At 40.7% G+C, this 19380-nt stretch carries 21 protein-coding genes and 1 other annotated feature; all 21 genes read right to left on the reverse strand.

Annotation, left to right across the window (positions count from 1 at the left end; translation table 11 throughout):
- Window positions 1-43: 43 nt before the first annotated feature.
- A complete protein-coding gene (sat, locus tag EIZ39_RS18675; RefSeq protein ID WP_129201616.1) occupies window positions 44-1198 on the reverse strand; it encodes a sulfate adenylyltransferase in 1155 nt (384 codons plus the stop codon).
- 3 nt (window positions 1199-1201) lie between these two features.
- Complete coding sequence (locus EIZ39_RS18680) at window positions 1202-1897, reverse strand: phosphoadenylyl-sulfate reductase (RefSeq protein WP_129201618.1); 696 nt, start codon at window positions 1895-1897, stop codon at window positions 1202-1204.
- A 146-nt stretch (window positions 1898-2043) separates the two neighbouring features.
- Complete coding sequence (gene rplT / locus EIZ39_RS18685) at window positions 2044-2403, reverse strand: 50S ribosomal protein L20 (protein ID WP_129201620.1); 360 nt, start codon at window positions 2401-2403, stop codon at window positions 2044-2046.
- Between the two features lie 51 nt (window positions 2404-2454).
- Window positions 2455-2652, reverse strand: a complete 198-nt coding sequence (gene rpmI / locus EIZ39_RS18690) for a 50S ribosomal protein L35 (protein WP_129201622.1) — start codon at window positions 2650-2652, stop codon at window positions 2455-2457.
- Between the two features lie 29 nt (window positions 2653-2681).
- Complete coding sequence (infC, locus tag EIZ39_RS18695) at window positions 2682-3215, reverse strand: translation initiation factor IF-3 (RefSeq protein WP_240675881.1); 534 nt, start codon at window positions 3213-3215, stop codon at window positions 2682-2684.
- Window positions 3216-3275: 60 nt separating this feature from the next.
- Window positions 3276-3408: a sequence feature (ribosomal protein L20 leader region), on the reverse strand.
- Between the two features lie 60 nt (window positions 3409-3468).
- A complete protein-coding gene (gene ytxC / locus EIZ39_RS18700; protein WP_129201626.1) occupies window positions 3469-4392 on the reverse strand; it encodes a putative sporulation protein YtxC in 924 nt (307 codons plus the stop codon).
- 356 nt (window positions 4393-4748) lie between these two features.
- Window positions 4749-5858, reverse strand: coding sequence for a cyclic dehypoxanthinyl futalosine synthase (gene mqnC / locus EIZ39_RS18705; RefSeq protein ID WP_129201628.1), 1110 nt, complete (start codon window positions 5856-5858; stop codon window positions 4749-4751).
- Window positions 5848-6819 carry a primosomal protein DnaI gene (gene dnaI, locus EIZ39_RS18710; RefSeq protein WP_129201630.1) on the reverse strand — a complete coding sequence of 324 codons (972 nt, stop codon included), beginning with the start codon at window positions 6817-6819 and terminating at the stop codon, window positions 5848-5850. The genes mqnC and dnaI overlap by 11 nt, the downstream gene beginning before the upstream one ends.
- 19 nt (window positions 6820-6838) lie before the next feature.
- Window positions 6839-8293 carry a replication initiation and membrane attachment family protein gene (locus EIZ39_RS18715; protein ID WP_129201632.1) on the reverse strand — a complete coding sequence of 485 codons (1455 nt, stop codon included), beginning with the start codon at window positions 8291-8293 and terminating at the stop codon, window positions 6839-6841.
- 75 nt (window positions 8294-8368) lie between these two features.
- Complete coding sequence (gene nrdR, locus EIZ39_RS18720; RefSeq protein WP_129201634.1) at window positions 8369-8842, reverse strand: transcriptional regulator NrdR; 474 nt, start codon at window positions 8840-8842, stop codon at window positions 8369-8371.
- 171 nt (window positions 8843-9013) lie between these two features.
- A complete protein-coding gene (locus EIZ39_RS18725; protein ID WP_240675873.1) occupies window positions 9014-10003 on the reverse strand; it encodes a PstS family phosphate ABC transporter substrate-binding protein in 990 nt (329 codons plus the stop codon).
- Window positions 10004-10130: 127 nt separating this feature from the next.
- On the reverse strand, window positions 10131-11816 hold the full coding sequence (locus tag EIZ39_RS18730; protein ID WP_129201636.1) for a methyl-accepting chemotaxis protein: 1686 nt from the start codon (window positions 11814-11816) through the stop codon (window positions 10131-10133).
- A gap of 153 nt (window positions 11817-11969) precedes the next feature.
- Entirely contained in the window at window positions 11970-12737 is a 768-nt protein-coding gene (gene pstB / locus EIZ39_RS18735) for a phosphate ABC transporter ATP-binding protein PstB (protein WP_129201638.1), read from the reverse strand.
- Between the two features lie 15 nt (window positions 12738-12752).
- Window positions 12753-13631: a phosphate ABC transporter permease PstA gene (pstA, locus tag EIZ39_RS18740; RefSeq protein ID WP_129201640.1), complete on the reverse strand. Its 879-nt coding sequence runs from the start codon at window positions 13629-13631 to the stop codon at window positions 12753-12755.
- Complete coding sequence (gene pstC, locus EIZ39_RS18745; protein WP_129202009.1) at window positions 13631-14515, reverse strand: phosphate ABC transporter permease subunit PstC; 885 nt, start codon at window positions 14513-14515, stop codon at window positions 13631-13633. Before pstC ends, pstA begins: the two co-directional genes overlap by 1 nt.
- A 282-nt stretch (window positions 14516-14797) precedes the next feature.
- Window positions 14798-15193, reverse strand: coding sequence for an adenosylmethionine decarboxylase (gene speD, locus EIZ39_RS18750; RefSeq protein ID WP_129202011.1), 396 nt, complete (start codon window positions 15191-15193; stop codon window positions 14798-14800).
- A 183-nt stretch (window positions 15194-15376) separates the two neighbouring features.
- Window positions 15377-16411 carry a glyceraldehyde-3-phosphate dehydrogenase gene (locus tag EIZ39_RS18755; protein ID WP_129201642.1) on the reverse strand — a complete coding sequence of 345 codons (1035 nt, stop codon included), beginning with the start codon at window positions 16409-16411 and terminating at the stop codon, window positions 15377-15379.
- Window positions 16412-16603: 192 nt separating this feature from the next.
- Window positions 16604-17161, reverse strand: coding sequence for a lytic transglycosylase domain-containing protein (locus EIZ39_RS18760; protein WP_240675874.1), 558 nt, complete (start codon window positions 17159-17161; stop codon window positions 16604-16606).
- Window positions 17142-17759 (reverse strand): dephospho-CoA kinase, encoded by a 618-nt coding sequence (gene coaE / locus EIZ39_RS18765; protein ID WP_129202015.1) that lies wholly within the window; start codon window positions 17757-17759, stop codon window positions 17142-17144. The genes EIZ39_RS18760 and coaE overlap by 20 nt, the downstream gene beginning before the upstream one ends.
- 25 nt (window positions 17760-17784) lie before the next feature.
- Window positions 17785-18465, reverse strand: coding sequence for a sporulation membrane protein YtaF (ytaF, locus tag EIZ39_RS18770; protein ID WP_129201645.1), 681 nt, complete (start codon window positions 18463-18465; stop codon window positions 17785-17787).
- Window positions 18466-18538: 73 nt separating this feature from the next.
- Window positions 18539-19375: a DNA-formamidopyrimidine glycosylase gene (gene mutM, locus EIZ39_RS18775; protein ID WP_129201647.1), complete on the reverse strand. Its 837-nt coding sequence runs from the start codon at window positions 19373-19375 to the stop codon at window positions 18539-18541.
- Between the last annotated feature and the right edge of the window lie 5 nt (window positions 19376-19380).

Consider the following 19380-nt stretch of genomic DNA (forward strand, 5'->3'; position numbering starts at 1 on the left):
GCCACGAAAATTTGAATTTCGTAGCTATTTGTCTAATTATATGCTATTTTCGAAGTCCGTTGATCAGCACTCGAACAACTTCGGGGCGGGAAAATTCTGGTGGGGGCATAATTCCTTCACTTAACATTTTTCGAACTTTTGTACCGGATAAAATAATATGCTCTTGCGCACTATGCGGGCAAGTTTTATACGAGGCCATCCCCGCACATTTCCGGCAATAAAAACTATGTTCAAAGAATAACAAGTTTATTCCCAATTCCTCAGGAGAAAACTGTCGAAAGATCTCTTGAGCTTCGTAGGTTCCGTAGTAATCGCCTACTCCCGCATGATCTCTCCCTACTATAAAATGGGTACAACCATAGTTTTTCCTTACCATAGCATGAAAAACAGCTTCACGCGGTCCTGCATAGCGCATGGCAGCGGGGAATACACCTAGGAATGTACGGTTCTTAGGGTAGTAGTTTTGCAGCATGACCTCATAGCTTTCCATCCTCACCTGTGCAGGAATGTCGTCCGGTTTTGTTTCTCCTACTAATGGGTTAAGAAATAACCCATCTACGACTTCCATTGCTGCCTTTTGAATATATTCATGAGCACGATGAACCGGATTGCGTGTTTGAAAGCCTACAATGGTCTTCCAGCCGTTCCTCGCAAAGATTTCACGCGTCTGTACAGGAGTATAATAGTAACGCTTAAATTCGCCTCCTGACGGGCTTTCAAGAACGCTCACTGTCCCCCCCAAATAAATGCTCGGGCGTCGATATAGATTAGCTACTCCTGGGTGGGCATCCTCTGTTGTTTTATATACTTCTTTTGCTTCCGTCTGTTTATCAGCTTCATACATACTTTCTACATCCATCAGGGCCTGGAGTTCCCCATGCTTACTCTTAAGGGCAATCCGATCTCCCAGTCGTATATGTTTTGCTTCCTCTACATCTATCGCAAGGGTAATCGGCAAACTCCATACTGTGCCATCCTCTAAGCGCATTCGCTTGACTACACTATGATAATCTCGTTCGTTCAAAAATCCGGTTATCGGGGAAAAAGCACCAATACCGATACATTGTATATCTGATATTGCCCACGAGTCTAAACTAACGCTAGCTAAACTCTTAGCCTTCTTTCTGTAGAATTCCCTATCTTCTTCAGGAAGTATTCGATTCACCAAGTCTCCTCCATGAGAAGCAGTAGTAACCATACTCTAATCCCCCTTGTGCAAGCCGCATTCGGTTTTAGAGAATCCAGTCCACCTACCTGAGCGTGGGTCCTCCCCGGGCTTAACCGGTTTCGTACAGACAGCGCAGCCAATACTAGGGTAGTTCTGGTCATGAAGTGAATTATACGGGACCTCGAAAAGATGAATATAATTCCATACATCTTCGAGTGTCCAATAAACCAGAGGATTAATCTTAACCAATTGAAATTTCTCATCCCACTCAATCTGTTCTGAGTGCGCTCGGGTTGCAGATTGTTGACGACGTATCCCCGTGATCCATGCCCCTTCATTCTTCAGAACTCTGGTCAAAGGCTCAACTTTTCTAATCGCACAGCATTGATTAGGATCCGTTAACCACAATTCATCGCCAAACTTGTCAGCCTGTTGTTCTAAAGTCAGGGCAGGCAACATCTGAATAAAATCGATTCTGTATTTCTCCGAGAGCCGATCTCTCGTCTCGTACGTCTCATGAAAATGCTTATTTGTATCCAGATAAAAGATTCTAGGTTTCTCCACAACCTTGCACAGCATATCCACCAACGCTACGTCTTCCGCTCCAAAACTACAAGCAAGGATCATCTTCTCGCCAAACTGTTGGTAGGCCCATTTCAGCAATTTATGAGGAGATTCATCCCTCATAGCCAAATTCATTTCCTTTATCGAAAAATCAAGGGTTTCCATAAGACCCCTCCCCTGTTATCGTCTTATCCGTACCTATTCTATGCATAGGTACCGGTGGGTTGATACCCATCACCTTGTCGATTTTTAGGGAAGATAAGCCCAAAAAAGAGGAGACGAAAATTCGTCTCCTCTTCTTAATTCAACATTTAAGCATTTACTTTTTGCTTAGCAACAGTTGCAAGTTCAGCAAAAGCAGCCTTATCGTTTACAGCAAGATCAGCAAGCATCTTACGGTTAACATCAACACCCGCTTCTTTCAATCCGTGCATCATCTTGCTATAAGACAATCCGTTGATGCGAGCAGCAGCGTTAATACGAGTGATCCACAATTTGCGGAAATCACGCTTGCGCTGACGACGGTCACGGTATGCATATAGCAAAGACTTCATGACTTGAGCTTTTGCAGTTTTAAATAAACGGTGTTTAGAACCGAAGTATCCTTTAGCTAATTTAAGGACCTTTTTGCGGCGTTTACGAGTAACGGTACCACCTTTAACTCTTGGCATAACATTTCCCTCCTAGAATCTATACATGAAAAAGGATCGATCAATGGTTAATTAAAGATAAGTTAACATTTGTTCAATGCGTTTTTGGTCGCCCTTGCTTACCAATGCGCCCTTGCGAAGCTTACGCTTGCGCTTAGAAGTCTTGCTCTCTAACAAGTGGCTAGTGTAAGCATGATGACGACGAAGTTTACCAGATCCGGTCTTCTTAAAGCGTTTTTGAGCTCCCTTATGGGTTTTCATCTTTGGCATTTGAAATATCCTCCCGTCTACAGATGAACCTATTTATCGGCCTTTGGTGCTAGAATCATAAGCATGCTGCGTCCTTCCATCTTAGGTGAACGCTCCACGATACAGAGTTCCTTCACCTGCTCGGCCAGCTTTTCCAAAACGTTCTTGCCTATTTCAGAATGAGTAATCGCGCGTCCACGAAAACGGATGCTTAGCTTCACTTTATCACCTTGTTCCAAGAACTTCTGAACATGGCGCAATTTAGTTTGAAAGTCATGTTCTTCAATTGTTGGCGACAAGCGGACTTCTTTGATGCTGATCACCTTTTGGTTTTTACGTGCTTCCTTATCTTTCTTGCTCTGCTCATATCTGAATTTTCCGTAGTCCATAACGCGACATACAGGCGGTTTTGCCGTCGGCGCCACTGCAACCAAATCAAGATTAGCCTCTTGAGCCATTTGCAAAGCTTCTCTTAAAGGAATAATACCAACTTGTTCACCATTAGCACCAACAACCCGAACTTCCCTTGCGCGAATCGCCTCATTGATTAAATGTTCCTTACTAATTGCCTGCCACCTCCACAGTTTTTTTGCAAGATGTGTGAATCTTGCTATTCCTCATTACATAAGAATCAAGCCAACGGAAACAAAGCAAAAATGCAGACACCATAGGCGTCCGCATTAATAGTCCTCGTAAGTAAGAACTCATTTCATTGACCTGTCAACAACCTGTAGAGGCGTCGAATCAGGTGAGAAGCGGACGCTTCTGCTTTGATTACCCGTTATTCAAGCTTAACAATTTCTAATTATAGCAAAGTAAAAAGAAAAGTCAACACCTTTAATATTTATTTGTAAACGAAGGTTGGCCATTCGCCAGCCATCCTTCACAATGCTTGCATTGAGAACAAACATGAGCATGTGGATCAAAGATTCGTTTTATCATGTAGATAATGTGGTGATTCTGCTGTTCCGTATGTAGGATGACTTTCTGTGGAGCCAAAGCAATTAAAGCATGCAATAGGACGTCTTCGTAACTAACCTGCTGCCTTGCCATCTCTATAGGAATTCCCTCAACCGCAGTAGGAGAAATCTCAGACCAATGCTCATCATACAATAATAAATTTCGATCATCAATATGAACGAGATGAATAAGCGGATGCAGTTTTTCTTTTGTAGACAAGAAATGCCTCAATAAGCAGATAAACTCCTTATTCTCTCTTTCCATCCAGTATTCATCAATAGCATGCTCGATGACTAATCTCCAAGCTTCCCACTGATCTTTTAACCGAAATCGAATGAACCCCTCTAGGGACAACTGGTTCTCCAACATAAAATAGTCCATTGCTTTTTCCATAATCGCATCTTTAAGAAGATCCTTTCTTCCCTCTTCTACCTCTTCTCCATGTTCATCTATATTCAGCAAGAAAAAAGTGTAATTTGAAATGTCCTCGATTTCTCGCTCACACTCTATACTAAAATCCTGAACAAGGATTTCCCGCAGGATATCTTTTTCTTTATATTGCACGATAAACTCAGCTAATACTAAGCTTATATGTTCACGAATTGTATCAAATGTATCCACCGTATGTTCATACACCGGCCAGAATTGGCAACGAAAATAGAGTCTATCTTGATCCTCTAGCTCAACTACCTGGTGGTTAATCAGCAATTTCTGCAATGGCTTAAGCTTGCTATGTAATAAAACCCGAAAAGGGGATATGCTTTTTTCACTTTTGGGCACAGAAATTTGAATCAGTTTCATGGTCCACCTCCCCTACTTAGAATTTTATGGATATTATGTCCTTTATTTCATAGTATATGAACACTTGTAGGGGTTATACGTAAGATTATGATACTTCAATTCCAAAGCCAATAAAAAAAACCACTTGAAGTCAAGTGGTTGGTAAAAGGGAGAGAGAAACATAATAGTGAAGCTCTAGTCTTCAATATCATGATTACCCATTTTTTTATAAAATAAACCTTATTTTCTATTTTTTTTCGTCAGAGAACGTACCACTACGATCAAGGACCAGCCTAGTAAAACAAGTACGACTAGAGCGATAACAATTTGTGTAAATAAAATAAATCCCCAGCCCATTTTTTAAACCCTACCCTTGCTTAATTTTGCATAACAAAGTCTGTTTCTGCCCATTCTCCTTCGTTGAAAACTTGCAGGATCTCATATTTTGTATTACGTTGTGCTGGGATTTTCCCAGCTTCGCGGATCAATCGTAAGATTTCATTCGTATTTACCTTGTGCGTACATGCGGCGGCCGATACTACGTTCTCTTCCATCATGGTTGATCCAAAATCATTACATCCATAGCTTAGTGACTGTTTTCCAACAACCGGCCCCATTGTTACCCATGAAGATTGGAAATTAGCGATATTATCAAGCATGAGACGACTAATTGCCACTGTCTTTAGATACTCCTCCGCAGTCACCTTTTCAGCTTTCAGGTTGGTGTTATCTGGTTGAAAAGTCCAAGAAATAAACGCCTTGAAACCTTTGGTTTCATCTTGCGCTTCCCGAATACGAAGTAAAGACAGAATTCTTTCTTCATACGTCTCCCCGAAACCAATAACCATTGTGGCTGTTGTATGCAATCCCTCGCGATTAGCCGCCTTCATGACCTCGATCCATTCTTTCCAGGAACCTTTCTTACGGCTTATTTTCATTCTCGTACGGTCATCTAAGATCTCAGCTCCTGCACCAGGCAAAGAATCGAGGCCGGCTACATGCAACTCGTGTAAAACTGTTTCAACAGGAAGCTCAGAAACTTCTGCAATTCTAACAATCTCAGCAACAGATAAGGAATGCATTTGAATTTGAGGGAATCTGGCCTTTATTTTTCGCAGAAGGTTGGTATAGTAATCTAACTTAAGGCCGGGATGAGTTCCTCCTTGCATGAGAATCTCCGTCCCCTTGACATCAACAGTTTCCTGTATTTTTTGCAGAATCTCATCATCAGACAACACATAGCCCTCTTCATGGCCTGGAGGTCGATAGAAGGCGCAGAAACGGCAATACGTATCACATACATTGGTATAGTTAATATTACGGCCAATGACAAAGGTAGTAATAGGTTCAGGATGCCACTTCTTCATTATCTCATTCGCTGCATGGCCAATTTTCTCCAGTTCCGGACTCTCATACAATCGAATACCATCTTCTAGCGTTAAGCGTTCTCCCTTAAGAGCCCGATCAAGAATATGATCAATACTCATATACGTCTCCTCCTTCATTCTGCTGCATCCGTCGATTTATACCACTAACAAAATAAGCGTCTGTATAATGAATGATTCTTTCCATAATTCGCTTGGCTTTCATCGTCTCCATTCCGCCTTTCGCTGAGTGGGACAAGTGTTCTTCAAGCATGGAATAATCATAATTAGAAGAAAATAAGGTCGGCAAGTTTTCGGAGATTCGATACTGCAGAATAGCCCCTAAAACTTCATCTCTGGCCCAAGGCGACAAAGATTCAGCCCCAATATCATCTAAAATCAGAATAGGAACCTTCTTCAAGGTCTCTAGTTTTTGTTGTAAGGAATGGTCTTGTAGAGATTCCTTCACTTCTCTAAAGAAATCAGGTGTATAGACCATCAGCGAGGATATTCCGCGAGTAGATAACTTCCTAGCAGTAGCTGCTAATAGATAACTCTTCCCTACTCCTAAAGGACCATAGAGATAAATCCCCTTCATCTTACGATCCTTGCTGCCTGGCTCCACCTTCAGACAAAATTCCATCAAGGCACGGAAAGCCTCAAATCTCTGCGGATCCTGAACAAATTGCTGAAAGCTGCCCGCTAGCACATCCTTAGGTATATAGTGTGATTTGATAAGATTCTCTCTTCGCTTTTGTTCTTGATGCTGATTCCATTTCGCACATGGAACATGAACGATATCAATATATGACAAAGCCATCGTTAACTTTCCCTGGTGCCCTTTTACTAAGTTAGGACACGCTTGAAGTTCTGTGCATACCTGGCAATTTTTATGCTCAAGAATCGCTTGATCTAACTTTACCAAGGAACGATCAAGCATCTCTTCTGTTACATCCTGATGATTCTCACAAAATTCTACAACCAATCGATGGTGAAGAATGTTATCTCTAATCACATCAAGAGATGGTATGCCTAATGGCTGTTTCCACCTTATATTAGACAGGGTTTTACTAATCGGCTCCATTTAAACCCTCCCTCTCTATCTATTCTATTTCCCCCAACGCCTTCAATAGCTCAAGTGCCTGTTTTTTCTGTTTCTCGTCTAATTCTCCGGCAGGTTTAGGCGTTTCGTTCATTTGTTTTACCACCCACTCAGGTAACTCGTCTTTTTTATTGTTCCATGCATTACGCTTGGTGTTCGAGTTAGACTTCGCGGATCCATCCTGCTTCGGACTACTGCTTCTCGTTTTCGAGTCTTGATAGAGTTTCTTTGCTTGTTCTAGAGCCTGATCAACGGACCCAATTGCAAGCCTTTTCCAGTGGGTGGCGATTTTATAAATTAATGCTGGTGGCAACTGCTTATTATTCGTTAGCATCACATATTCTAATAAAACGTTTATGACCCCTGGAGACAAGCTATAATTTCGAGATAATTCTTCTACAATTTTCATATCAGCAGGAGAAACCTTACTCCCCCCTTGATATTGCTCTAGTAAGGCAAGCGGGGATAGACGTACTAATGCTTCTCTATGCTCATCTTCTATGGATGGTTTAGCAGATGGCGCCGGAGAAACTCCCGCAGCTTGATTCGTTGGTGTAGGTCGTATTACCTCCGGCATCTGTCCGTTATGTTGAGCAGTATACCAATCTTTCGCTAATTTCCTCAATCGGTCTAGGTCGAGTTCATTGTCATCAGAATAAACAAAAGGATCCTGTAGAAAATAAGATAATTGCATATCCTGTAATTGATAATAGAAAACTAACTCCTTAATAGCATCCCGTTGATCTTTAGACAATCTTCTTCGTTGAACCGATTTCGGTAAAGAGGCTTCAAGAAAAGCAAAATCCGGCTCAATATGACTGAAGCTTAACTGTTGTCGAGGTTCCGTAGAATCCCCTTTACTTACTGGATAGAGGCTGTCCATCTGATGAAGGAACTGCTCTGTCTCAGATCCCGGGGTAACCATAATTTCTGATGAAGATATATGACGAAATACCTCATCAAAACTCTTTGTTATTTCGTTTCGCTCTCCATAAACTATCCCCTCTAAGCTAGGTCCGACCATGCTTCTCCTTAGATGTTCATACTTCACCTTACCTATACGGTTTAGTAAAATAATGCTCAACATATCATCCCCAAAAAAAGAAGAGGCACTTATAGGGGGTTGTAAAATATATTCGTAGTGTCGATTCCCTTGTTCATCTTCAACCTTAAGGGTACGAAGGAGGCCAATCGCTTCTAAACCCTCTCTCGCCTGGACAATCTCTTTGAGGGACAATCCCATTACACTCATTAGTCCCCGATGACTGCTCCAAGAGGATTCCTTCGCATGTAGTAACCACTCATGATATAAAGTCATATATAAACTAACGGAATGAGGTCCAATTAAAGGCTGGTAGAGATGCGTAATCGCTGTAAACTCAATGAAAGACATCTCCCCAGTCATGCCAAGTGTATAATTGTCCCCAGGAACAATTTCTTTCCAAGCAAACCCCATCGCATCTAAGCTCCCTTATTGCATGATCTCCCCATTATATCATTGTGACTCTAAAGCCAACTATACGAAAAAATTTCAAGGAATGGTTTTGTTTTTGTTGTAGTTTAATAATTCCTCGAGTTCCTTAATGAAGACATTGATATCTTTAAACTGTCTATACACAGAGGCAAATCGAACATAGGCGACCTCATCCACATCATAAATGGCCTTCATCACTAGTTCCCCGATCTCTTGGCTTGGAATTTCTACTTTACCTGACCCTCTGAGTTCCTGGCCAATTTTCTCTACGATCTTTTCCAATGTATCCAATGATACGGGTCTCTTCTCACAGGCCCTTACTAAACCTCTTAAGATCTTCTCACGGCTGAATTCTTCACGAGCTCCGTCCTTTTTAATGACGAGAAGCGGAGTTTCCTCTACCATCTCAAATGTGGTAAAGCGATGACTGCATGCTTCACATTCTCTTCTGCGACGAATGGATTTCGCCTCATTGACCGGCCTAGAATCCAGCACGCGAGTCCCATTATGCTGACAAAGAGGACAACGCATGACTATCAGCTCCCTTTCTTTTTAACTAGTATTATTTTATCATAATCTGAATTAGATAAGACAACCTATGCTTCTCCTGCTTACAATCACCCAGTAAGAAAAGTAAAAGAGGGTACCCCTAGAGTCGGTTTTACCAACCTTTAAGGGATACCCTCTACATTCACTATTTAATTATTGGATTAATTTTTTAGCAGCTTCGTATTGATCTGCAGGTAGTGGAATATATCCTACTGCTTCAGACATCTCAGGAGCAACATCAATATAATATTGTGCGAAAGCTTTCAACTCAGGCTTCTCAGCTAAAGCCTTGCTGCTAACATAGATATAAAGGTAACGAGACAATGGCTTGTATGTTCCGTTATTAATAGTTTCCATTGTAGGCTCTATAGCAGGAGCATCGGCATTTTCTTTAATCGGCACAGGCTTCATTTTGTCTGTGTTTTCGATATAATAAGCAAACCCAAAGTATCCAAGAGCACTCTTATCACCAGCTACACCTTGTACCAATACATTATCATCCTCGGAAGCTGTATAGTCAGAACGACTTGCTCCTTCTTCCCCATTGATGGCTTCAGTAAAATATCCGAATGTACCAGAGTCAGTTCCTGGTCCGTATAACTTAATTGGTTCTGCTGGCCAGCCTTCACGTACTTCAGCCCATGTTTTCACTTGGCTGTCAGGCGCCCAAATCTTGTTTAATTCTTCCACAGTCAAGAAGTCAACCCAATCATTCTCCTTGTTTACGACAACTGTAATACCATCATAAGCAACTGGAAGCTCGATAGCTTCGAAACCGTTAGCCTTAATAGTTTCTACTTCTTTATCCTTAATCTTACGGGAAGCGTTATTGATATCAGTTTCACCTGGAATAAACTTCTTAAATCCACCACTTGTTCCAGAAACTCCAACAGTCACTCGAACATCAGGATTTGCGGCTTGAAATTCTTCTGCTACTGCTTCGGTAATGGGGAATACAGTAGAAGACCCATCTACTAATACGGTACCGCTAAGAGCACTCTCCTTAGCAGGTTGTTCAGCAGGCTTATCTGTACTCGGCTGTTGTGCAGCACTTGGTTGTTGATTTCCACCACATCCAGTCATCAAGGACGCTGCGAGCACTAGTGTTGACATTAGAATTCCAGATTTTTTTAGAAGCTTCACGATTAAACCCTCCAACTCTATTTTTGTGTTTTATATGTTTCCTTCACAAGAATTATAATAACAAGCTTTTATTGAGCCATTATGTGATAAATGTTAAGAAAATGTAAAGTTCCTAGAAACTATGACTCTAGCATTTAAATTTTTCAACCATGTGACCTAGCTTTTGCTGTAAATTCAAAATCTGAGTAGACAGTTCTTTTGACTTTTCAGAAAGACCAAGTTGTTGCTGTGCAGAAGCATCCATTTGCTCGGTACTCGCGGCTGTTTCTTGAGCGATTCCTGTAAAAAAGACGAGCTTGTCCTCTGCTTCTTTCAACCCATATGAAATCTGATCTATATCTAGGGCCATTGTTTTCATTCTTTGATCTGCAAATTGAATCCCTTGAATCATGTCAGTAAAGGCCTCTTCTGCCTTCAGGGCTAGCCTGCTTCCTTCCTCTACACGATCAGAAACCATACTCGTCTTATTATTTGTTTCTTTCGTTACCATTTGAATATCAACAATCATGGAAGAAATCTCCCTTGTCGCTTGGGTAGATTCATCAGCAAGTTTACGAACCTCATCCGCTACTACAGCGAACCCTTTTCCCGCCTCACCAGCACGCGCAGCCTCAATGGCAGCATTCAAAGCCAGTAATTTCGTTTGTTCAGAGAGTTGTCCAATCATTCCTAAGATCTTCTCGATATCATCTGATTGTCTCCTAAGCTGGAGCATGCTATCACTTACTTGCTGCATTTCTCTTTGTAATAATTCGTTGCTTGTTCGAACATCGTTTATATGCTGATGACCACTCTCTGCTGTAACTACCATTTTATTACTATACTCTGTGGATACATGGATCTCGCTTAATAAAGACGTAACTACTTCTTTCATGGATTGAAAAGCTAGATTCGTTTTTTCTGTCGATACCGCTGTCTCTTCAGCGCCATCGCTCACGATTTGAATAGCTTTCCTTAAGTGGAACGCGGACTCCATTGATTCATCAGATGAAAGGTGCAACTGGTTACTCGTTTCACCTAGTTGCGTAACTGATGTTTTAACCTGTTGAATCATATTTGACATTTCATCAAGCATGTCATTGAAATGATGAGAAAGACGAATAAGTTCCGGACTAGCAAAAGGCAATTCGAGCCGATTGGATAGGTTTCCACTCTGGACTTCCTTCATGGCATCCAACAGATTTCGAATAGGAAGAAGGATCATTCTAACAATGAGTGTTCCTAATAAAAACGAAATGAGAATGCAACCTAAAAAAGAATAAAGCACGGTGTTTTTTATTTTATTAAGAGGCGTCATATAATCCTTATCAGCTACAACAATCGTGTAGATCTCTTGGCGTTCATGGGACTTTACGAAGGAGATCGTATAATTTAGCCCTTGAATCCGTTGACTAATAACCCCTTCCTCATTCTCTAGTATTCGATTAACCAATTCCGCACTAAGAGGAATCATCTCGATCGTTACTCCTGGATAGGCTCGTTGCCCACTCCCCTGCTTAAGAGCATACTGCTCAATATGAAGACCTTGATTAGCTAAAGCTGCTCTTTGCTGTTTCAATTCATATTTAAACCTTTTTTCAAATTGCTTCTCATCCAAGGCAAAATGCAGCAACGAAACTTTCTCCGTCATTTTTCTTGCTTCTTCTATTAACTGATTTTCAATCAGCCTCTTCGTATTCGTGGTCGCTTGTTGATAAGCGATTCCACCAACAATCGCAGTAGATAAAAGAATTAGTAGAGAAAACGGGAAAATGATCCTCCAGCTAAGTCCCACAGATTCTACAATTCTTTGTATCGAATTTTTCCTATTCATCCTTTACCTCCAGCTCCGCCAAACGATTATGTATTTTCGGTTTAATGCTATCAAACGAATATTAATTATGTTTTAAGGAAGTATAAAGATATAAAAAAAGAGCAGGGTAAGTACCCTGCCTCGCGTAATTCTCCATCTCGCATTTGTAGAAAATCAACCAAATCGACCCATTACGTAATCTTCTGTTCTTTTATCTGTAGGGTTAGTGAAAAGCTTCTCCGTCTTTTCAAATTCTACAAGCTCACCAGTTAACATAAACGCCGTCTGATCCGAGGAACGAGCAGCTTGCTGCATATTATGAGTTACAATAACAATACTAAATCTTTCTTTTAGGTCGTGAAGCAATTCTTCAATCTTCATTGTAGATATGGGATCAAGTGCAGATGTTGGTTCATCCATGAGAATGACATCCGGTTCAACAGCAATGCATCGAGCAATACATAATCTTTGTTGTTGTCCTCCAGAAAGACCAGTGGCCGGTTCGTGTAGACGATCCTTTACCTCGTCCCAAAGGGCTACACCCTTCAAGCTCTTTTCAACAATTTCATCAAGCTCAGACTTTTTATTATTTCCATGGATTCTCTGACCAAAAACTACATTCTCATAAATGGACTTTGGAAATGGATTAGGCTTTTGGAATACCATACCTACTGTCGTTCTAAGTTGCTCTAAATTGATGTCTCTATCATAGATATTCACACCATGGTAATTAATCTTTCCTTCTACTTTTACACCAGGCACTAGGTCAACCATTCTATTAAACGTTTTTAGTAAGGTTGACTTCCCACAGCCAGACGGTCCTATAATCGCTGTTACTTCATTTTTCTTTATATTCATATTGATATTCTTAAGCGCAAGATCTTCCCCATACCAGAGCTTAAGGTTTTCTATATTAAATACATATTGATTAGTAGCTATCATGTTTGTACCCTCCCACTAGTCCATCTTTTTCTGAAACTTATTACGGATCATCACAGCAACTGCGTTCATCGATAATAAAACCACTAATAATACAATGATTCCACCTGCTGCTAACGCATGGAAAGCTTCTTGAGGTCTCGACACCCAGTTATAGATCTGAATAGGCAACACGGTAAAAGGATCCATTGGGCTTTGCGGTGTAAAGGCAATAAAGGCTGCTGCCCCTACAACTACTAACGGTGCGGTTTCACCAATAGCACGAGAAAGAGCAAGGATATTTCCTGTAATAATTCCAGGCAACGCTGAAGGTAAAATGACGCGCAAGATGGTCTGCCATTTTGTGGCTCCTAATGCAAACGACGCATGTCGAAGAGAATCAGAAACACTGCGCAATGCTTCTTGTGACGCAACGATAATGACTGGAAGGATGAGCAAGGTCATTGTAAGTGCTCCAGCCATCACACTGCCGTCTAAAGAAAACATTCGAACAAATATAGTTAAACCTAAAAGTCCGTATACAATAGATGGAACACCAGCAAGATTAGAAATGTTGGTCTGAATTAACCTAGTCAGCCAGTTCTTCTTAGCGTACTCCTCTAAATATAACGCCGTTCCTACTCCTAAGATAAAGGCCATCGGTGCTGTAAGACCGATCATCCACAGCGTCCCAAACAAGGCAGATTTCAATCCAGCCTTCTCAGCAAAACGGGATGGGAAATTACTTAAAAAATTCATATTTATTGCCCCAGAGCCCTTCTGTAATACATCCAAAATTAATATAGCAAGTACTATTACCCCGAACATTGTGGCAGAAAGAAATAGTAACTTATAACCTTTATCTTTACGTTTTCTAGCTTCAATTTGTTTGTTTTCTGCTGTGAAGGAAGATTTCATTAGTATTCCTCCCTATATTTACGACTGATATATTGAGCTAGCATATTCATAACCAATGTCATGACAAACAATGTAGATCCTACAGCATAAAGAGATAAATATTCAATAGTACCAAACGGAGCATCTCCATGACTAATCTGAACGATATATGCCGTCATTGTCTGAATACTCTCTAATGGATTAAAGGCCATCTTAGGGGTAGCACCAGCAGCAAGAGTTACAATCATCGTCTCCCCTACCGCACGAGAAAGAGAAAGCACGACAGAGGCAACAATTCCCGAAAGCGCAGCAGGAACAACAACCTTCAATGAAGTTTCTAGCTTGGTTGCACCAAGAGCTAAAGCACCTTCTCTCAAGGAGCGAGGTACAGCTGTCATCGCATCTTCACTAAGGGATGCCACCATTGGAATAATCATAATCCCAACAACAATTCCTGCACTTAGTGCATTAAAAAAATCTGTTCCAGGTAAGAAAAATCGTATTAAAGGGGTGACCAAGGTAAGAGCAAAAAATCCATAAACTATCGTTGGTATACCAGCCAAGATCTCTAATATTGGCTTGACTGTCTTTCTTACTTTTGGTGGTGCATATTCACTTAAATATATCGCGCTAGCAAGTCCAATTGGAACGGCAACTAAACTGGCTATGAAAGCAATAAGTAAGGTACCTGTAATTAAAGGAAGAATACCAAAATACTGTGGCTTAAATAATGGAGCCCATTTCGTACCTGTAAAAAATTCAATAACGCTAACTACTTTGAAGAACTCTATGGTTTCCAACAATAAAGTACCTATAATACCTATCGTTGTAAATACTGAAACAAGCGCACAGAGTAGTAGTATGGCCGGAACAATCCTCTCACTGATAGGCGGCTTCTTCTTTATGTTTGAAACACGATCAAAGTTATGCGACGCTTGGGACTTTAACTGGGTGGCTGTCCCATCTACAGGAGCAGTTTCTAACACGTGGTTTCCTCCTTTAAATAAACGACCTTGTCAAATCTTGTTGTGATTTATTTCGGAACTCAATTACTGATTTTATAGAAGGAATGTTGAGTTTACTTTAAGACATTGTAAATTTATTGTTAAGATTTTCGACACCAATATACAAAAAAAACGCCTCACCTGTTCCTCCTAGGGATAAACAAAGTAAGACGATGATTTATTTTATACTCGTGTATACTCTCTTACGGGAGATTGAACCAATTTCGGAAGCGGACCCTGACCTCTTGGGATTTCAATGCTGTCAATGGTTTTGGCTTCTAAGTACTCAGCGATTGCTTGGGCCGCAACCTTCGGGTCAATAGTTTCTCCACAGGTATAAACGTCTACACTTGCATAACCATGTTCTGGAAACGTGTGTATGGTTAAATGGGACTCAGAAATGACAACGACACCACTAATTCCTTGAGGATTGAATTTATGAAAGGTTACTTCTCTTACCTCGGCTCCAGCCTCAAGAGCGGCATCCACCATCACTTTTTCTGTCATCTCGAGATTATCCAACATGTTTGGATTGCATCCCCATAATTCAGCGATGACGTGCTTTCCTAGGGTTTCCATTGAATACTGTTCCACCTGATTCATTACATTCCCCCCTTTGGCCTTGTACTTATCGTTTCCTATTTCCTTTGTTTCATGCTATTTAGGAGTGCATACCAAACAGTACCACAATAAGGGATAAAAAGGAAAAAGCTGTTCCATTAGGATTAACAAAATCCAAAGGAACAGCTTTATAATATTAGACTACACGGTCATTTCTTGCTTTTTCTTTTCATTTACGGCTTGAGATACATGCTTCACCAAGTCTAATACACGGCAAGAATATCCCCACTCGTTATCATACCAGATAAGAACTTTTACTTGTTGATCGTTCATGACCATAGTGGAAAGACCATCTACAATGGAAGAATGTTCGTTTCCATTAAAATCGCTTGATACAAGAGGAGCCTCAGTGTATTCAATATAATTCTTCATCGGGCCTTCTGCTGCTTCTTTAAGCACACGATTAACTTCTTCTAACGTAACGGACTTCTTCACGTTCACAACAAGATCCACAATAGAAACATTAGGAGTTGGTACACGTAGAGCTAATCCATTCAACTTACCCTTAAGGTGTGGAAGAACCTTACCTACTGCTTTTGCAGCACCTGTAGAAGTAGGGATGATCGCTTGAGCACAAGCTCGAGCTCTTCTTAAGTCCTTATGAGGGTTATCTAGATTCTTCTGATCGTTCGTATAGGAATGGACTGTCGTCATCATACCATACTCGATTCCAAACGCTTCATCTAGCACCTTAGCTACAGGAGCTAAGCAATTCGTTGTACAAGAAGCATTGGAGATAACCGTGTGGGACTCATAGTCAAAGTCGTTCTCGTTCACTCCCATTACGATTGTAACATCTTCATTTTTCCCTGGCGCTGTAATAACAACTTTCTTAGCACCGGCAGCAATATGCTTCCCAGCTCCTTCTTTATCAATGAACTTACCAGTTGCTTCTACAACCACCTCTACCCCAAGCTCACCCCAAGGAAGATGGCTAGGATCTCTATCACTTAAAAGTTTGGTTTCTTTTCCATTTACGATGATTGCATTGTCTTTCACTTCAATCTGATCTGCAATCGTTCCGTGTATTGTGTCATACTTTATAAGATGGGCTAGAGTTTCTGCAGGGTAACTAGCATTAATTGCCACAACTTCAATATTCGGGTCAGAGATGGCCTTCCGAAACACCATTCTGCCAATTCGCCCAAATCCATTTATCCCTATTTTTGTTATCATTAATCCGTTCCCCTTCCAGATTTATCACACACTATTTCTCTTATTTATTATAATAAGTATGACACATTTTTCAATCGGTTAATACAAAATAACTTAATTCTAAATTTTCAGCTAATTGACAAAGTCAATTAGCCCCCCTTTTTGCTACTATACAAAAAAAAAAAAAGCCATTTATCATGACTTCAACTTGTCTTATTGATATACCTCTTGATACTTACCATAAAAATATAATACCCTTTGTATATAATGTCTAGTCTCTCCAAATGGAATTTCACTTAAGTTCTGATACGTTCCATCCCATGTGTTTTCACGCAACCATCTCTCTACATTCCCTGGTCCTGCATTATATGACGCGATAACTGCATAATGATTCCGATGAAACTTTCTCTCTAGAAAAGCAAGATACCATGAACCAATCTGAATGTTTATCTTAGGGTCGTTTATGCGATGAATGTACTCTTCGGGCATTTGAGCTTGTTGAATAACCCAAGCAGCTGTGTCCGGCATAATTTGCATTAAACCTGTGGCGCCCTTGTTAGATACTCGCTCCTGCTTAAAATTACTTTCTATCTGTATGATTGCATACACCAAGTTTGGGTCTACCTGATATTGTTCTGTTGCATCATTTACCAGGTCTTCATAATAAACGGGATACATAGCCTTCCAGAATGGGGGGCTGTTTAACAGATAAAACAATATTAGTAGAAGAACTAACAAGGTGAACTTCCGATTAAGATTTAATTCCATCATTCCCAATTTCCTTAACTAATTTAAAAAATAGCGATTCAACCTGCTCCCTTGTTTCGAATAATGATCCACTGTTGTCAACTAGATAATCTGCACGTTGTTTTTTTTCTTCAATGGACCATTGCGAGTTGATCCGTCTCTTGGCATCATCATATGTAAGATGATCTCTTTCCATCAATCTCCTCAATTGCTCATCAGGAGAAACATAGACAACTATGACAGCCTCAACCGTCTGCTCCTGCTTGGATTCATACAGTAGAGGAATATCCATAATAATAAGCGGGGGATGATCCTTCAGTGCTTTTTCTTTCTTCTGATTCATTCTCTTACGTATAAGAGGGTGCAGAATGGCATTGAGGTCTTGACGAGCCTTTTCTTCCTTGAAGACAAGATCTCCGAGAGATTTTCGATCTAGCGTACCATCTTCATTTAGGACAGAGGGTCCGAAGCGACGAACTACCGCTTCAAGACCTTCCTCCCCAGGTGCCACTACCTCACGAGCCACTTGATCTGCATCAATAATAACACATCCAAGCTGTTCAAACATTCTAGCTACAGTACTTTTACCACAAGCAATTCCACCTGTTAAACCGACGATCATGGCCAAATCTTTCCTCTCGATCTCTCTACAAAATTTTTGATATTCCAAACAATATTAAGATCACTCCAGGGATAAAAGACATTCTTTTAATCCATTGACTATTCGAGTAAACAAAACCAAGCCTCAACCCCATAAGAATGAAAGTTGTACATAATACAGAAAACAATACCGCAGTTAACCATGGAGAATACCCCATAAGAGCTGCACCAATTCCTGCTCCAAACCCATCTAAAGATAGGGCAACACCTAGCACCGCTGCCTCCGCTCCAGTAATCGTCCCAGATCGGTCGACGTCTGCTGCAGTAGGCTTTTTTAGTATATGAATTACTAAACCTAAAGTCTTAATCTCAATATTTAAGACTTGGCGTGGCTCGGAAGAATCTAACGTATCTACTTGAGTTGTTGATGATGTTAAAGGGGGTTCTATCTGATTCGTTTCTCGATTAAGATACAAATTAAATATCGCCCAGCATCCTATTCCAATCAATATGAAAGCCCCAATGAGATTGGCAGTGCCCATACTAATGAATCCTGAAAACCACTTGCCAAGCTGCATAGAAACCAGCACAAGAACAGCAGAACAGCTTGTAATAATAAGTATAGAGAGAATAGGTATCTTTATTCTTCTTAGTCCATAACTAATCCCTACTCCAAAACTATCTAGACTCACTGCAAAAGCCAGTGCAAATAGGGAAAAAAACTCCATTTGCGTGTCTTCCCTCCTTACCATAGCAACATATAACTATGATATGGCGAAGAAAATAGGCTGTGCCTAGAATTTAAGTTTTAGGTCTCTTTTGGCACTTGGGACAAAAATGAGTCCCTCTCCCTCCGACAACTGTTTTCCTTAACTCTTCTCCACAACGAAGACATGGTTGCCCGTTTCGCCCATAAGCCTTAAGCTGTTGTTGGAACATCCCCATTTCCCCTTGCCCGTTGACATAGGATTTAATGGAACTTCCCCCAAGCTGAACGGCTTCATCAAGTGTCTCTCTAATTGCTCTATAGAGGTCTGCTATTCTTCTTGCAGAAAGTTGGTGTGCTTCCGTCTCAGGATGGATCTTCGACTCATAAAGAGCTTCATCAACATAAATATTCCCTAGTCCTACAATGAATTCCTGGTTCAGTAATAAAGGCTTGATTTTTGTTTTTTTTCCTTTAATCAAAGCTTTGAATCGTTCTAAGGTGAATTCTTGATCTAATGGTTCTGGACCAAGCTTACTCAATGGGGGATGAACTTCCTCTTCCCCCCGTGGCCAAATTTCCATAGTTCCAAATTGCCGCACGTCTCGATAACGCAGTTCCGTACCATCTGTGAAATGAAAAATCACATGGGTATGCTTTTCAACGGGCTCATCCTGTTGATATATTCCATATCTTCCTTCCATTCGCAAGTGGGAAACGAGCACAACATCTTGAAACACGATTTTAAGAAATTTCCCTCTGCGTGCCACATCCTCAATGACTTGTCCCTCTAATAATAAATTAAATTCGAAAATATCATGTGGTCTGCGAATAATTCGAGGTAAGAATACACTTACATTGCCAATTTTCTTTCCTGCTACTAATTTGCTTAGCGTTCTTCGTACTGTTTCCACCTCTGGAAGTTCAGGCACCTTCG

Origin of the sequence: Ammoniphilus sp. CFH 90114, assembly GCF_004123195.1 — a bacterium.
GTDB lineage: Bacteria > Bacillota > Bacilli > Aneurinibacillales > RAOX-1 > YIM-78166.

What these genes read in the sequence shown, in the direction of transcription:
- sat (WP_129201616.1), bottom strand. Translation starts at nt 1,198, where the DNA reads ATGGTTACTACTGCTTCTCATGGAGGAGACTTGGTGAATCGAATACTT.
- EIZ39_RS18680 (WP_129201618.1), bottom strand. Translation starts at nt 1,897, where the DNA reads ATGGAAACCCTTGATTTTTCGATAAAGGAAATGAATTTGGCTATGAGG.
- rplT (WP_129201620.1), bottom strand. Translation starts at nt 2,403, where the DNA reads ATGCCAAGAGTTAAAGGTGGTACCGTTACTCGTAAACGCCGCAAAAAG.
- rpmI (WP_129201622.1), bottom strand. Translation starts at nt 2,652, where the DNA reads ATGCCAAAGATGAAAACCCATAAGGGAGCTCAAAAACGCTTTAAGAAG.
- ytxC (WP_129201626.1), bottom strand. Translation starts at nt 4,392, where the DNA reads ATGAAACTGATTCAAATTTCTGTGCCCAAAAGTGAAAAAAGCATATCC.
- mqnC (WP_129201628.1), bottom strand. Translation starts at nt 5,858, where the DNA reads ATGAGTATTGATCATATTCTTGATCGGGCTCTTAAGGGAGAACGCTTA.
- dnaI (WP_129201630.1), bottom strand. Translation starts at nt 6,819, where the DNA reads ATGGAGCCGATTAGTAAAACCCTGTCTAATATAAGGTGGAAACAGCCA.
- EIZ39_RS18715 (WP_129201632.1), bottom strand. Translation starts at nt 8,293, where the DNA reads ATGGGGTTTGCTTGGAAAGAAATTGTTCCTGGGGACAATTATACACTT.
- nrdR (WP_129201634.1), bottom strand. Translation starts at nt 8,842, where the DNA reads ATGCGTTGTCCTCTTTGTCAGCATAATGGGACTCGCGTGCTGGATTCT.
- EIZ39_RS18730 (WP_129201636.1), bottom strand. Translation starts at nt 11,816, where the DNA reads ATGAATAGGAAAAATTCGATACAAAGAATTGTAGAATCTGTGGGACTT.
- pstB (WP_129201638.1), bottom strand. Translation starts at nt 12,737, where the DNA reads ATGATAGCTACTAATCAATATGTATTTAATATAGAAAACCTTAAGCTC.
- pstA (WP_129201640.1), bottom strand. Translation starts at nt 13,631, where the DNA reads ATGAAATCTTCCTTCACAGCAGAAAACAAACAAATTGAAGCTAGAAAA.
- speD (WP_129202011.1), bottom strand. Translation starts at nt 15,193, where the DNA reads ATGGAAACCCTAGGAAAGCACGTCATCGCTGAATTATGGGGATGCAAT.
- EIZ39_RS18755 (WP_129201642.1), bottom strand. Translation starts at nt 16,411, where the DNA reads ATGATAACAAAAATAGGGATAAATGGATTTGGGCGAATTGGCAGAATG.
- EIZ39_RS18760 (WP_240675874.1), bottom strand. Translation starts at nt 17,161, where the DNA reads ATGATGGAATTAAATCTTAATCGGAAGTTCACCTTGTTAGTTCTTCTA.
- coaE (WP_129202015.1), bottom strand. Translation starts at nt 17,759, where the DNA reads ATGATCGTCGGTTTAACAGGTGGAATTGCTTGTGGTAAAAGTACTGTA.
- ytaF (WP_129201645.1), bottom strand. Translation starts at nt 18,465, where the DNA reads ATGGAGTTTTTTTCCCTATTTGCACTGGCTTTTGCAGTGAGTCTAGAT.